Source organism: Micromonospora sp. WMMD975, assembly GCF_029581215.1.
Classification (GTDB): Bacteria; Actinomycetota; Actinomycetes; order Mycobacteriales; family Micromonosporaceae; genus Micromonospora.
Genome location: NZ_CP120739.1, coordinates 2,377,957 through 2,391,969 on the forward strand (window position 1 = coordinate 2,377,957; position 14,013 = coordinate 2,391,969).

14 protein-coding genes and 1 riboswitch are annotated in these 14,013 nt (G+C 72.5%); of the genes, 6 read left to right on the forward strand and 8 right to left on the reverse strand.

What is annotated here, in order from left to right:
- Positions 1-39: 39 nt before the first annotated feature.
- Positions 40-1,071 (forward strand): hypothetical protein, encoded by a 1,032-nt coding sequence (locus O7613_RS10165; protein ID WP_282293476.1) that lies wholly within the window; start codon positions 40-42, stop codon positions 1,069-1,071.
- Between the two features lie 88 nt (positions 1,072-1,159).
- Positions 1,160-2,071 (forward strand): tetrahydrofolate dehydrogenase/cyclohydrolase catalytic domain-containing protein, encoded by a 912-nt coding sequence (locus tag O7613_RS10170; protein WP_282293478.1) that lies wholly within the window; start codon positions 1,160-1,162, stop codon positions 2,069-2,071.
- Positions 2,072-2,077: 6 nt separating this feature from the next.
- On the opposite strand, the gene O7613_RS10175 is transcribed toward O7613_RS10170, so the two are convergent.
- Positions 2,078-2,857 (reverse strand): endonuclease/exonuclease/phosphatase family protein, encoded by a 780-nt coding sequence (locus tag O7613_RS10175; RefSeq protein ID WP_281589325.1) that lies wholly within the window; start codon positions 2,855-2,857, stop codon positions 2,078-2,080.
- Between the two features lie 175 nt (positions 2,858-3,032).
- On the opposite strand from O7613_RS10175, the gene O7613_RS10180 reads away from it, so the two are divergent.
- Positions 3,033-3,806, forward strand: a complete 774-nt coding sequence (locus tag O7613_RS10180) for a TSUP family transporter (RefSeq protein ID WP_282293479.1) — start codon at positions 3,033-3,035, stop codon at positions 3,804-3,806.
- Positions 3,784-4,602, forward strand: a complete 819-nt coding sequence (locus O7613_RS10185; protein ID WP_281589324.1) for a GNAT family N-acetyltransferase — start codon at positions 3,784-3,786, stop codon at positions 4,600-4,602. Before O7613_RS10180 ends, O7613_RS10185 begins: the two co-directional genes overlap by 23 nt.
- Here the strand turns inward: O7613_RS10185 and O7613_RS10190 are convergent.
- Positions 4,582-5,091, reverse strand: coding sequence for a peptide deformylase (locus O7613_RS10190; RefSeq protein WP_281589323.1), 510 nt, complete (start codon positions 5,089-5,091; stop codon positions 4,582-4,584). The two genes, O7613_RS10185 and O7613_RS10190, sit on opposite strands and share 21 nt — an antisense overlap.
- Before the next feature lie 74 nt (positions 5,092-5,165).
- Between O7613_RS10190 and pip the strand changes: the two genes are divergently transcribed.
- Positions 5,166-6,113: a prolyl aminopeptidase gene (pip, locus tag O7613_RS10195; protein ID WP_281589322.1), complete on the forward strand. Its 948-nt coding sequence runs from the start codon at positions 5,166-5,168 to the stop codon at positions 6,111-6,113.
- A 218-nt stretch (positions 6,114-6,331) separates the two neighbouring features.
- Positions 6,332-6,532 carry a DUF5999 family protein gene (locus tag O7613_RS10200; RefSeq protein WP_013286363.1) on the forward strand — a complete coding sequence of 67 codons (201 nt, stop codon included), beginning with the start codon at positions 6,332-6,334 and terminating at the stop codon, positions 6,530-6,532.
- 94 nt (positions 6,533-6,626) lie between these two features.
- Here the strand turns inward: O7613_RS10200 and gcvP are convergent, their stop codons facing one another.
- The 6 genes from gcvP to O7613_RS10230 all read right to left on the reverse strand — a co-directional run bounded on the left by gcvP (position 6,627) and on the right by O7613_RS10230 (position 13,952).
- Complete coding sequence (gcvP, locus tag O7613_RS10205) at positions 6,627-9,452, reverse strand: aminomethyl-transferring glycine dehydrogenase (RefSeq protein WP_282293481.1); 2,826 nt, start codon at positions 9,450-9,452, stop codon at positions 6,627-6,629.
- 74 nt (positions 9,453-9,526) lie between these two features.
- Positions 9,527-9,617: riboswitch (glycine riboswitch) on the reverse strand.
- 57 nt (positions 9,618-9,674) lie between these two features.
- Positions 9,675-10,508 (reverse strand): NAD-dependent protein deacetylase, encoded by an 834-nt coding sequence (locus O7613_RS10210; RefSeq protein WP_282294519.1) that lies wholly within the window; start codon positions 10,506-10,508, stop codon positions 9,675-9,677.
- Positions 10,509-10,718: 210 nt separating this feature from the next.
- Entirely contained in the window at positions 10,719-11,399 is a 681-nt protein-coding gene (locus O7613_RS10215) for a cell division protein DivIVA (protein ID WP_281589319.1), read from the reverse strand.
- Positions 11,396-12,556 (reverse strand): globin domain-containing protein, encoded by a 1,161-nt coding sequence (locus O7613_RS10220; RefSeq protein ID WP_281589317.1) that lies wholly within the window; start codon positions 12,554-12,556, stop codon positions 11,396-11,398. Before O7613_RS10220 ends, O7613_RS10215 begins: the two co-directional genes overlap by 4 nt.
- A gap of 2 nt (positions 12,557-12,558) precedes the next feature.
- Complete coding sequence (locus O7613_RS10225) at positions 12,559-12,948, reverse strand: group 1 truncated hemoglobin (RefSeq protein WP_281589315.1); 390 nt, start codon at positions 12,946-12,948, stop codon at positions 12,559-12,561.
- Positions 12,949-13,364: 416 nt separating this feature from the next.
- The gene (locus O7613_RS10230) at positions 13,365-13,952 is read right to left on the reverse strand and encodes a MerR family transcriptional regulator (RefSeq protein WP_282293482.1); all 588 of its coding nucleotides are present in this window, start codon (positions 13,950-13,952) and stop codon (positions 13,365-13,367) included.
- Between the last annotated feature and the right edge of the window lie 61 nt (positions 13,953-14,013).

Genomic DNA, 14,013 nt, shown 5'->3' on the forward strand with positions numbered 1-14,013 from the left:
GTCGGCCCGGGTGGTGTGGGGGCTGGCAGGATCGGCCGGATGCGGGTGGGTGCGGCGCGGGCGGTGGCGGTCGGGTGGGTGCGGGAGCGGATGCGGGTTGACTCGTCGGTCGAGGGGGCGTTGTTCAGCGGGTCGACGGTGGGTCTGCCGGATGACGCGGTGGTGCCGCCGTGGTCGGACGTGGACGTGTTGCTGGTGCGGGACTCCCCCGGTGTGAAGGTGGGCAAGTTCGTCCATCGTGGGGTGTTGTTGGAAATCAGCACCGTGACGTGGGCGGAGGTGGGTGGCCCGGAGGACGTGTTGGGGTCGTGGGTGTTCGCGCCGATGTTCCGTACCGATTCGGTGATCGCGGATCCGTCGGGGCGGTTGGCGGCGGTGCGGCGGCGGGTGGCGGCCGGGTTCGCGGATCCGGTGTGGGTGCGACGGCGGTGCGCGGGCGTGCGGCGGCGGATCGAGGGCGGGCTGCGGGTGCTGGACGCCGGGGCGCCGTTGGCCGATCAGGTGTTGGCGTGGGTGTTCCCGACGTCGGTGCTGGCGGTGTGGCCGTTGGTGGCGGGGTTGGCGGATCCGACGGTGCGGCGGCGGTATGTGCGGGCGTCGGAGGTGTTGGCGGGTCACGGGTTCGGTGGGCGGTATCCGGAGTTGTTGGCGACGCTCGACGGCGGCGGGGTGGACGCGGGGCGGGTGCGGGCGCATCTGGCCGGGTTGGCGGTGGTGTTCGACGAGGTGGCGCGGCTGCCGCGGGACGGGTTCGCGTTCGGGGCCGATCTGGGCGCGGCGGGGCGGGCGGTGGTGTTCGACGGTGGCGCGGAGTTGGTGGCGGCGGGGCGGCACCGGGAGGCGATGTTCTGGGTGGTGGTGACGTACGCGCGGTGCCTGTCGGTGGTGTCGGCGGTGGCGCCGGAGCGGGAGGGGGTGGCGCGGCCGGGGTTGGAGGCGGTGTTGGCGGATCTGGGGGTGGCGTCGGCGGCGGATCGGCGGCGGCGGGCGGACGCGGTGTTGGCGTCGTTGCCGGCGTGGCAGTCGGTGATGGATGCGGTGGCGCGGCGGGCTGTGGCAGGCTGGGGGTGACGCGACTGGCGGCACGGGGATGGGTGGAAACCATCGGGGAGCTCGTCGTGGGGGTCGACCGCCTGGGCCTCCGCGGGCGAGGTGTCGCGTGCCTTCTTCTTCGGGTTCGGCGGTCCAGGGTTCGGCGGGTCAGGGTGCGACGGCGCGGCTGTTGCCGGGTGGGCCGGTGGCGGAGCGGGTGTTGACCGATGTTGCCGCGTCGGTGGCGCGGTTGCGCGCGGCCGGGGTGACGCCGGCGTTGGCGACGGTGTTGGTGGGTGACGACGACGCGAGCGCGGGTTACATCCGGATCAAGCAGCGTCAGGCGGCGGAGTTGGGGTTCGCGTCGCCGCACGTGCATCTGCCGGCGGCGGCGTCGCAGGCGGATCTGCACGCGGTGGTGGCGGATTTCAACGCCGACTCCGATGTGCACGGGGTGTTGGTGCAGCATCCGATTCCGGTGGGTCTGGACTACGACCGGGCTCTTGCCGAGGTGGATCCGGACAAGGACGTGGACGGGATGCATCCGGTGAACATGGGCCGGTTGGCGTTGGGGTTGCCGGGTCCGTTGCCGTGTACGCCAGCGGGGATCGAGGCGTTGTTGGCGTTCCATCAGGTGCCGGTGGCGGGCCGGGAGGTGGTGATCCTGGGTCGGGGCGCGACGTTGGGTCGGCCGTTGGCGTTGTTGTTGGCGCAGAAGCGGCCGACGGCGAACGCGGCGGTGACGGTGGTGCACACGGGGGTGGCGGACTGGCCGCGGTATACGCGCCGGGCGGAGATTCTGGTGGCGGCGGCGGGGGTGCCGGGGATCGTGCGGCCGGAGCATGTGCGGCCGGGTGCGGTGGTGGTCGGTGGTGGGGTGCGGTATGAGGGGCGGCGGTTGCTGCCGGACGTGGACGAGTCGTGCGCGCGGGTGGCGGGGGCGATCACGCCGCGGGTCGGTGGGGTGGGTCCGACGACGGTGGCGATGTTGTTCCGTAACGCGGTGGAGGCGGCGCGGCGGCAGTCCGGGGTGGGGTGAACGGTTTCAGCCGAGGTCGACCACGAGGGGTCGGTGGTCGGAGATGGTGGACAGTGGGGTGCCGACGGCGGTGACGGGTGGGAGCCGGTCGAGGTGGTGCCGGTCGGCGAGGGCGTGGTCGAGTTGGACGCGGGGTTGCCCGGCCGGGTAGGTGGGGCGTCGGGCGAGGGGTCGCCAGCGGGTGAGGGTGGCGGCGGGGCCGGCGGGGAGGTTGAGGTCGCCGAGCAGGATCCGGGGTGCGGGCAGGGCGCGCAGGGCGCGTACGACGCGGCGTAGTTGCCAGATGTTCCAGCCGGGGACGAAGGACAGGTGGGTGGCGGCGACGGTGATCCGGCCGTGGGGGGTGTCGAGGACGGCGGCGAGGACGACGCGGGGTTCGTCGCGGAGCAGGAGGAGTCCGCCGCCGGGTCCGGGCGCGTAGATGGGTGAGCGTACGGGTGCCGGTGGTAGGCGGGTGACGTGCCAGGTGCGGACGGGGTGGCGGCTGATGAGGCCGACGCCGTAGAGGGGTTCGCCGTGTCCGTCGTCGTCGTGGGTGAGGGGGCGGAACTGTTCGCCGGGGGTGCCGACGACGGCGGCGGCGAAGCGGTGGTGGTCGGCGTGCAGGGCGCGGGCGGCGATGGCGGTGAGGTCGTGGTTGCCGCTGCGGGTCTGGTCGCGGTCGACTTCCTGGAGGGCGAGGATGTCGGCGTCGAGGGCGGTGACGGCGGCGGTGAGCCGGTCGGGGTCGACGAGCCCGTCGGTGAGGGATCGGCCGTGCAGCAGGTTGAAGGTGGCCAGGCGCACCTGCACACCCTACGTCGGGGGTGGCAGGCTGGCCGGGTGCTGAAGCTGTTGTGCTGTTCGGTGGTGGTGTTTGTGGCGGTGGCGTCGGTGGGGGTGTGGTTGCGGCGGCGTCGGGGTCGGTGAGGCTGGCCACAGGGGTTCTCGCCGCTGGTGGCGGGGTGGGCAGAATCGCGGCGTGGATCCGTGGGCGTTGACGACGTTGCTGGCTGCGGCTGCCGTGGCGGGGTGGGTGGACGCGGTGGTGGGTGGCGGCGGGCTGTTGTTGTTGCCGGCGTTGTTGGTGGCGGCGCCGGGGGTGCCGGTGGCGACGGCGTTGGGGACGAACAAGTTGGCGGCGATCTTCGGGACGTCGACGGCGGCGGTGACGTATGCCCGGCGGACGACGGTGGACTGGGTGGTGGCGGGTCCGGCGGCGGGGTTGGCGGTGCTGTCGGCGGGGTTGGGTGCGGCGTTGGCGGGTGTGGTGCCGGCGGGGGCGTACCGGCCGGTGGTGTTGGTGGTGTTGGTGTCGGTGGCGGTGTTCGTGGTGCTGCGCCCGCGGCTGGGTGTGGTGGCGCAGCCGGCGCGGCGGACGCCGGCGCGGGTGGCGGTGGCGGTCGGGGTGGCCGGGGTGGCGGTGGCGTTGTACGACGGGTTGATCGGTCCGGGTACGGGGACGTTTCTGGTGGTGGGGTTCACGGCGGTGGTGGGCGCGGATTTCCTGCACGGTTCGGCGATGGCGAAGGTGGTCAACGCGGGGACGAACCTGGGCGCGTTGGTGGTGTTCGGGGTGACCGGGCACGTGTGGTGGCTGCTCGGGGCGGCGATGGCGGTGTGCAACGTCGCCGGGGCGGTGGTGGGGGCGCGGATGGCGGTGCGCCGCGGGTCGGGGTTCGTGCGCGTGGTGCTGTTGGTGGTGGTCGTGGCGTTGGTGGCGAAGGTGGGTCATGACCAGTGGGTGGCGGGTTGAGGTGGCGGTGCGCGCGGAGCACGACCGGGTGGTGCTGGCGGGTCTGTTGGGTGGGGATCCGGTGTTGCACGCCTACCAGTTGGGTGATCTGGACGACTTCTTCTGGCCGTACACGTCGTGGTTTCGTCGGGGTGAGCAGGTGGTGTTGCTGTATCACGGGGTGACGCCGCCGACGGTGTTGGCGTTCGCGGCGCCGGCGGGGCGCGCGGGGATGGCGGCGTTGTTGGCGGAGGTGGCGCCGGTGTTGCCGGCCCGGTCGTACGCGCACCTGTCCCCCGGGCTGGTGGGGGCCCTGTCCGGGTCGTTCCGGTGTGAGTCGGGTGGGCGGCATCTTCGGATGGCGTTGACGGATCCGGGCCGGTTGGCGGGGGTGGCGTCGGCGGGTGAGGTGTTGGGCGCGGCGGACCTGCCGGCGTTGCGCCGGTTGTACGGGCGGGCGTATCCGGGCAACTGGTTCGACGCGCGGATGGTGGAGACCGGCCAGTACGTGGGGGTGCGCGACGGCGGTGAGCTGGTCGCGGTGGCGGGGGTGCACGTGTGGTCGCCGGTGTACGGGGTGGCGGCGGTGGGCAACGTGGCGACGGATCCGCGGTGGCGGGGTCGGGGGTTGGGCGCGGCGGTGGTGGCGGCGGCGTGTGCGCGGCTGCGGGAGAGCGTCGCGCACGTGGTGTTGAACGTGAGCGCGGGTAACGCGGCGGCGGTGCGGTTGTACGAGCGGGTGGGGTTCACCCGGGTCGCCGACTATGAGGAGTTCACGTTGACGGCCCGGTCGGGGTTATCGGCTGCGGCTGGGTGAGTCGAACCGGCCGGCGCGGATGTCCCGCAGGGCGCGGCGGCGGGTGTCGCCGCGCAGGGTGTCGACGTAGAGCCGGCCGTGCAGGTGGTCGGTTTCGTGTTGCAGGATGCGGGCGAGGAAGCCGCTGCCGGTGATGGTGAGCGGTTCGCCGTGCTGGTCGTGGCCGTGGGCGGTGGCGTGCATGGCGCGGGGGGTCGGGAAGTAGAGCCCGGGGATGGACAGGCAGCCCTCGTCGTCGTCCTGGAGTTCGTCGGACAGCTCCAGGGTGGGGTTGACGAGGTGGCCGGTGTGGCCGTCGGCGTGCCAGGCGAACACCTGGGTGTTGACGCCGATCTGGGGTGCGGCGACGGCGGCGCGTCCGGGCGCGCCGAGAGTCGTGTCGATCAGGTCCTGCACGAGGGCGCGCAGTTCGGCGTCGAAGGTGGTGACCGGTTCGCTGGGGGTGCGCAGGACGGGGTCGCCGATGATCCGGATCGGGCGCATAGTCATGTCCGGAAGGCTAGTCGTTACTTACCGGCCGGTGGCGCCCACCCGCCGGTCCGATGTCGTGGGAGGGCCCGCCGATGTATCCACCGATCGAGCCGTACGCGGAGGGTTTCCTGGACGTCGGGGACGGTCAGCGGGTGCGGTGGGAAACCTGCGGCAACCCCGACGGCCGGCCGGCGCTCGTGGTGCATGGCGGGCCCGGTTCCGGGGCGGGGGCGTCGTGGCGGCAGTTGTTCGACCCGGCCGTCTACCGGATCGTGTTGTTCGACCAGCGTGGCTGCGGCGGCAGCACCCCGTCGGCGGCGGATCCGGCCACCGACCTGTCGGTGAACACCACGGCGCACCTGCTGGCGGACATGGAGGCGCTGCGCGCGCACCTGGGTGTGGACCGGTGGTTGTTGTGCGGCGCGTCGTGGGGGTCGACGCTGTCGTTGGCGTACGCCCAGGCCCACCCGCAGCGGGTGACCGCGCTGGTGCTGTTCAGCGTGGTCGCCACCACCGCCCGGGAGGTCGAGTGGGTGACCCGGGACATGGGTCGGGTGTTCCCCGAGCAGTGGGCGCGGTTCCGCGACGGGGTGCCGGTGGCCGACCGGGACGGTGACCTGGCCGCCGCGTACGCGCGGCTGGTCAACGACCCGGATCCGGTGGTGCGGGACCGGGCGGCGCGGGACTGGTGCGCGTGGGAGGACGTGCACGTGTCGCTCGCCGGTGGGGACGCGCCGAGCCTGCGCTACGCCGACCCGGTGTTCCGGTTCGGCTTCACCCGGCTGGTCACCCACTACTTCGCCCACGCCGGGTTCCTGCCCGACGGGCAGTTGCTGCGCGACGCGACCCGTCTCGCCGGGATCCCCGGGGTGCTGGTGCAGGGTCGGTTGGACGTCAGCGGTCCGCCCGACATCGCCTGGGAGTTGACCCGGCGGTGGCCCGACGCCCGGCTGGAGATCGTCGAGGCGGGGGGTCACGGCAGCGGTCACGGCATCGGCGAGCGGGTGGTCGCCGCCCTGGACGCGCTCGCCGCCGCCTGAACGCGTCGGCCCCGGAGGCGGCGCGGCGGCACGCCCGGCGCATCGACCGGTACCTGTGGGAGCGCTTCCACGACGTCTGGGCGGTTCCGGATCATCCGTTCAGCCGAATCTACGTGAACAAGCCGCAACCTTGCTCGATGCCGCGCGGTTTCACTTGGTACTGTGCGTCACTGGTCATGTGAACCATGACACAGTGCCCCCACAGTCCGGAGAACCCGATGTGTCAGCACCAGCCCACCTGCCCCTCCGCCGACGCGACCGACCGCGAAGCCGCCCGCGTCCTCGCCTGCTTCCCTGAGCAGGGCTGGAGCCTGCTCTGCAACGGCGTCATCGTCTTCGAGGACACCGGTGAGCTGCTCCCCGACGGGCGGACCATCGCCCCGCACCGGGGACCGGCCCGCCACGCCCTCGTCGCCTGAGCGATCACGCAGCGTCGCATTGCGTACGCGCCGGCGGTGACCGTCGGCGCGCCGGCCGGGGCGGAGATCCACCACCGCCCCGGCGTGACCCCGCTCAGCCCTCCTCGAACGCCTCCGGCGCCGGGCAGGAGCAGACCAGGTTCCGGTCGCCGTACGCGCCGTCGACCCGCCGCACCGGCGGCCAGTACTTCCCCGCCCGGTCCACGCCGCCCGGGTAGGCGCCCACCGACCGCGGGTACGGGTACGGCCACTGGTCGCCGGACACCATCGCCGCGGTGTGCGGCGCGTTCGCCAGGGGGTTGTCGCCGGCCGGCCACCGCCCCGACGCCACCTCGTCGATCTCCCCACGGATGGCGATCATCGCGTCGCAGAACCGGTCCAACTCGGCCAGGTCCTCACTCTCGGTGGGCTCCACCATCAGCGTCCCCGCCACCGGGAACGACATCGTCGGGGCGTGGAAACCGTAGTCGATCAGCCGCTTCGCCACGTCGTCGACGCTCACCCCGCTCGCCCGGGTCAGCGGACGCAGGTCCAGGATGCACTCGTGCGCCACCAGGCCCTTGTTCCCGGCGTACAGCACCGGGAAGTGCGGGCGCAGCCGCGCCGCCACGTAGTTCGCGGCCAGCACCGCCACCCCGGTGGCCCGCACCAGACCCGGCGCGCCCATCATCCGCAGGTACGCCCACGGGATCGGCAGGATCCCCGCCGACCCGTACCGGGACGCGGAGATCGCCGGCCGGCCGTCGGTGCGCGCGCCGAGCGGGTCGCCGGGCAGGAACGGCGCCAGGTGCGCGCGTACCGCCACCGGCCCCACACCCGGGCCGCCGCCGCCGTGCGGAATGCAGAACGTCTTGTGCAGGTTCAGGTGCGACACGTCCGCCCCGAACATCCCCGGCCTGGCGAACCCGACCAGGGCGTTGAGGTTCGCCCCGTCGACGTACACCTGACCGCCGGCGTCGTGGACCTTCGCGCACAGCTGCGCGATGCCCGTCTCGTACACCCCGTGCGTCGACGGGTACGTCACCATGATCGCCGCGAGGGCGTCCCGATGCTTGTCGATCTTCGCGTCGAGGTCGACCAGATCGACGTTGCCGTCGGCGTCGCAACCGACCACGACCACCCGCATCCCGGCCATCACCGCCGACGCGGCGTTGGTGCCGTGCGCCGACGACGGGATCAGGCACACGTCGCGGTCCCCGTCGCCGCGGTCCCGGTGGTAGGCGCGGATCGCCAGCAGCCCGGCCAGCTCACCCTGCGACCCGGCGTTGGGTTGCACGCTCACCGCGTCGTAGCCGGTCACCTCCGCCAGCCAACCCTCCAACTGGGCGATCAACTCCCGGTAGCCGGCGGTCTGCTCCTGCGGCGCGAACGGGTGCAGGTGCGCGAACTCCGCCCAGCTGATCGGTTCCATCTCGCTGGTGGCGTTGAGTTTCATCGTGCACGACCCCAACGGGATCATCCCGCGGTCCAGCGCGTAGTCGAAGTCGGCCAACCGGCGCAGGTACCGCAGCATCGCCGTCTCCGAGTGGTGGGCGCCGAACACCGGATGGGTGAGGAAATCCGACGTGCGCGCCAGGCCGTCCGGCAACGCCGCGTCCACGTCGCCGTCGACGCCGTCGACGCCGAACGCCGCCCACACCGCCGCCACGTGCGCCGCCGTGGTCGTCTCGTCGCAGGACACCCCGACCCGGTCGGCGTCGACCAGCCGCAGGTTCACGCCCCGGGCCGCCGCCGCGGCCACCACCCGCGCGGCCCGGCCCGGCACCGTCGCGGTGACCGTGTCGAAGAACGCCACGTCCGCCACCTCGACGCCACCGGCGCGCAGCCCGGCCGCGAGCCGCGCCGCCACCGCATGGGTACGCCGGGCGATCGCCCGCAGCCCGTCCGGCCCGTGGTACACCGCGTACATGCCGGCCATCACCGCCAGGAGCACCTGCGCGGTGCAGATGTTGCTCGTCGCCTTCTCCCGCCGGATGTGCTGCTCCCGGGTCTGCAACGCCAGCCGGTACGCGGGATCACCGGCGGCGTCGCGGGACACCCCGACCAGGCGGCCGGGCAGCATCCGCTCCAGGCCGGCGCGCACCGCCAGGTAGCCGGCGTGCGGCCCACCGAAGCCCATCGGCACCCCGAAACGCTGGGTGGTGCCGGCGGCGATGTCCGCGCCGATCTCACCGGGCGGACGCAGCAGCGTCAACGCCAACAGGTCCGCCGCGACCGTGACCAGCGCCCCGGCGGTGTGCGCGGCGGCGACCAGCGGCGCGTGGTCACGGACCGCGCCGGACGCCCCCGGGTACTGCAGGTGCAGGCCGAAGAACTCCGCCGGCAACCCGTCGACGTCCACGTCGACGACCCGCACCTCGATGCCGAGCGGCTCGGCGCGGCCGGCGAGCACGGCGATGGTCTGCGGCAGCGCGTCGGCGTCCACCACGTACACCGGGCTTGTGCTCTTCGACGCCCGCCGGGCGAGGGTCATCGCCTCCGCCGCGGCCGTGCCCTCGTCGAGCATCGACGCGTTCGCGGTGGCCAGTCCGGTCAGGTCGGTGACCATGGTCTGGAAGTTCAGCAGCGCCTCCAGCCGACCCTGGCTGATCTCCGGCTGGTACGGCGTGTACGCGGTGTACCAGGCCGGGTTCTCCAGCACGTTACGGCGGATCACCGCCGGGGTGTGCGTGCCGTGGTAACCCAGGCCGATCATGGACACGGCGACGGTGTTCCGCGCGGCCAGGGCGCGCAGCTCCGCGACCGCCTCCCGCTCGGTCGCTGGTTCCGGCAGGTCCAGGGCGCCGTGCCAGCGGATCACCTCGGGGATCGCGGCGTCCATCAACTCGTCGACGGAGCTGTAACCGACGGCCTCCAACATCCGGCGCTCCGCGGCCGGGTCGGGGCCGATGTGCCGGTCGGCGAACTGCTCAACGGTCATGCGCGGCGCTCCTTGCGAGGGGCGAGGTCGACGGGTCGGCCTCCCCCTGAGTCGCGCTGACGCGCTCCACAGCGCCTGCCCACGTGGTCCTTTTGCCTGAGAGGTTCCGGGGAGAATCTGCCCCTTCGGCGCCGCCTGATCGACGGTCTCTCCCACGTGGGTGGTACCGGCAACCCCCACGCTACCAGCGGCCGTGTTTCCCGCTCATGTCCCGGTGGTTGATCACACCGAGGCGCCCGCCGGCGCGGCCAGGGCGGCGGCGAGCCCGGTCAGGGTGGCGCCCAGCGGGGCGTCCAACCGCACCGTGGCGTACCCGTCGCCGCGGGTGGCGCCCTGGTTGACGATCCCCACCGGGATGCCGTGCTTCGCCGCCCGCACCACGAACCGCCGCCCCGACATGACCGTCAACGACGACCCGAGCACCAGCAGCGACAGGGACCCCTCGACGAGCGCGAAACAGTCCGCCACCCGCGGCGCCGGCACCGTCTCGCCGAAGAACACCACGTCCGGTTTCAGCATCCCGGAGCCGCACACCCCGCAGTCGACCGTGCGGAACCCGGACACCGCCTCGTCGGGCAGCTCCACGTCACCGTCGGGGTTGACGTGCGCCACCCGCGCGTCGAACCCCGGATTCGCCTCGGTCAGCCGCCGGTGCAGCTCGTCGCGGCCGGTCGCGTTGCCGCAGTCCAGGCACGTCACCTCGTCGAGGCGGCCGTGCAACTCGATAACGCCGGTGGCGCCGGCGGCGGTGTGCAGCCCGTCGACGTTCTGGGTGATGATCCCGCCGAGCAGCCCGGCGCGTTGCAGCCGGACCACCGCCCGGTGCCCCTCGTTCGGCGCGGCCCGGGCGATGGTGCGCCACCCCAGGTGACTGCGCGCCCAGTAACGCCGCCGGGCGTCCGGATCCCGGGTGAACGCCTGATACGTCATCGGGGTGTGCCGGCGGGCCGCGCCGCTCGGCCCCCGATAGTCCGGAATGCCCGACTCGGTGGACAGGCCGGCGCCGCTGAGCACCACCACACCCCCCGCCGCCACCAGCGACGTCAACGCCTCCATCGCATCACTCACCCACCCATGTTCCCTCGCCCCCGCGCCCACTGCCCCCACCCGCCCCCGCCACGCTTGCGGTGATCATGAGGTTGGCGGTGCGACACGCCGCGGCGGACCGCCGCCAACCTCATGATCGGCGTCGCCGACGCGCTCGCCACCTGACCGGCGAACAAGGAGGGACCCCTCGGCGACGCCGAGGGGTCCCTCCTCACCCGCTCAACGCTGGTGACGCGGCAACGCCGGCTGCGGCTCCGCGCCGACCGGCGGCACCTCCCGGGCGATACGCTCCATCGTCCGCGCCAACTGCTCACTGCCGTCGTCGAGATGCCGGGCCGCCGCCCGCATGTGCGACATCATCATCTCCCCGAAAATCCGCAACGCCTCCCGCGTGGCCACCGCGTCGTCGACGTTCCCCCCGGCGTTGCTGCGGTACTCCACCACCGCCCGCTCGGCCTCCCGCTTCGCCTCCTCCGCCGCCGCCCGCATGTAACTCTCGTACTGCGCCCGCGCGTACTCGGCGACCCGGCGGGCATAGTCGTGCGCCTGCGCGATGATCTGCTCCGCCTCCCGCTGCGCCGCCGACAACAGGTTCACCTCCTTCGCCGCCGGCATCACCGGCTTGTCGGCGCTCGGAATCACCCCGTGCCGATGCAACTCCAGATGGTCGTTGAGCCGCTCGTTCTCCGCCCGCAGATTCGCCACCTGCGCGGCCAACAAATCCAACTCGTCAGCCACCTGCATCCGGAACCGGTCCACATCGGTCTGCTCGTACCCGCGGCGCGTGAACGCCGCCGCCCCGAACTCCCACCGCCGCACCCGGTCCGACGTCAACCGCACCTGCACCGGACCCGACACGTGCTGCGCGTCGTCATAACTGCTGATCGGAGTCGCACTCACCGGATACCTCCGTCAGGGATGGTCGCCGTACGCCACGTCGGCCCGTACCAATGCTTGCCGTAACCCTCGTGATGCACCTGACCCGGCGCGTAACCCGCCCCGGTCAACGCCGCCACCGACTGGCTCACCATCTCGTCGGACCCACACACGTACACGTGCCTCGACCGCCAGTCCCCCTCGGCCAACACCCGGTCGACGACCGGCGTCACCTCACCCGGCCGCCGCGGATCCCCACCCGACACGTACGACACCCGCAACCACGGATGCTGCGCGGCCAACTTGTCGATCGCCTCGCTGTCGTAGAACTCCGTCCGCGACCGGGCCCCCACATACAGGTCCACCCGCCGCCCCGAACCCTCCGCCGCGACCTGCTCCACCAACGCCTTCACCGGCGCCCAACCCGTCCCACCGGCCAGCAGCAGCAGATCCGACGACCCCGCCGACCACAACGCCAACCCGTCCCCCACCGGCGCCGCCAGGTGAATCTGATCCCCCTCCGCGCACCCGTACACCAGCCGCGACGACACCGCCCCACCCGGCGCCGCCCGCACATGCAACTCCACCGTGCCGTCCGCCCGCGGCGCGTTCGCCGGCGAGTAGTACCGCCACGACCGCACCGCCGGATGCGACACCCCGATCGACTGACCCGCGGTGAACGGCAACAGATACTGCGGCCGCACCGTCAACACCGCCACGTCGAACGTGCGCCGCTCGTGGACCAGCACCTCCCCCACCCACCACGGCGGGGAATGCGCCTCCGCCGCCTGCGCCGCCTCCGTCATCACCCGCGCGACCAGCCCGTACGCCGCCACCCAGTCCGCGGCCAACTCGTCGGTCCACGCCGCGCCGCTGAAATGCCGCAACGTCGCCACCAGCGCCTCACCCACCGCCGGGTAGTGCTCCGCCCGCACCGCGTACTTACGGTGGTCCGCGCCGAGCTGCCGCAGGAACCCGACCAGCAGATCCACCTGGTCCACGTGCGACACGATGTGCCCCAACGCCGACACCAGACGGTCCCGCTGCCCGGCCATGTCCGTGCCGAACATCTGCCGGGTCTCCGGATGCGCCAGGAACAACGTCGAATAGAAGTAGAGCGGCACCTGGTCGCCGTGCCCGGCCACCAGCGCCCAGCTCTGCTTGAGCCGCGCCGCGTCCACGCTCAGGCGTTCCCCGCCGACACGACCTGATCGCGCACCTGACCGAGCACGCCCCGCACGTCGTCGATCACGTCACCCGGCACACCCAACTGCGCCAACGTCGCCGTCAGGTGCTCACCGACCTTCGCGTAGTGGTCCGCCGGAATGTGCAACGGCTGATGCGCCTCGGCCAACCCCCGACCCGCGTACTCGTTCGGACCGCCCAACACCACCGCCAGCATCAACGCCAGATGCCGCCGCTGCTCGACCATGTCCACCCCGGTGAAATAGCCGGCCAGGTCCGGGTCCGCCAACACCCGGTCGTAGAACACCTCCACCGCGGCCTTCACCGCCGCCGCGCCGCCGATGCGCTCGTAGTGGGACACCGGGGTCGTCTCGTCCGTCACCGTCATGCTCGGTCCTTCCGCGAGGGGCCCGCGGCAGCGCCGCGGCAGGGGACGTCGCCAGCGACACGACATCACGCGCCGTGACGTCGGCATGCCGGCGACCGTCAGGGACCATAGCGTGCCCGCCGCCACCCTTCACGCCCACCCGGTCGGAATCCCGACAACCGTCGACCACGGACAGTCAACGCTGTAACCCGATTCGCTCGATACGACCCAAACATGTCGCCCGGCCGGGATCCCGACCGTCTCTTTCGGACACCGCACCGACACCCACCGCGACCTGCACACACCGCCGACCACCCCACACCCGGCCGACCCCGGCCGCCGAACCCGCACCCCCGAACACACACCGTCACCAAACGACGAATCGCGCCGGACCGAAAAGGCCACGACGCGATCCCGTACACGAGACACCGAAACGATCACCCGGCCCGGCGCCGCGCCCGCCGCGCCGCCAACTCGTCCCCCACCGAATCGACCTCAGGCTCCGCCGCCACGACATCCCGCTCCGGCCCACCCGCCGGCTCCGCCGGCAGATGCGACAACGAACCCTGAATCTCCTTGAACGCGCCACCGATCGCGATGCCGAACACCCCCTGGCCGCCCTGCAACAGGTCGACCACCTCCTCCGGCGACCGGCACTCGTACACCGTCGTCCCATCGGAGATCAACGTGATGCCCGCCAGATCATCCACCCCACGCGACCGCAACGCCTCAATCGCCCGACGGATGTTCTGCAACGACACCCCGGCATCCAACAACCGCTTCACGACCTTCAACACCACCAGGTCGCGGAACGAATACAACCGGGACGTCCCCGAACCCGACGCATCCCGCACACTCGGCACCACCAACGCCGTCCGCGCCCAGTAGTCCAACTGCCGGTAACTGATGCCCACCGCCGAACACGCGGTCACACCCCGGTAGCCCACCTCACCGTCAGCGAACGACCCAGGCCCCACACCCGCCTGCTGCTCCGAACTCGGACCAGGATCTCGCGGCTCGTGCATCCGGACCAACCTCCCCGCCCGTGCGGCGCCACGTCCCCGTACGGGCACCCCTCGACACGGC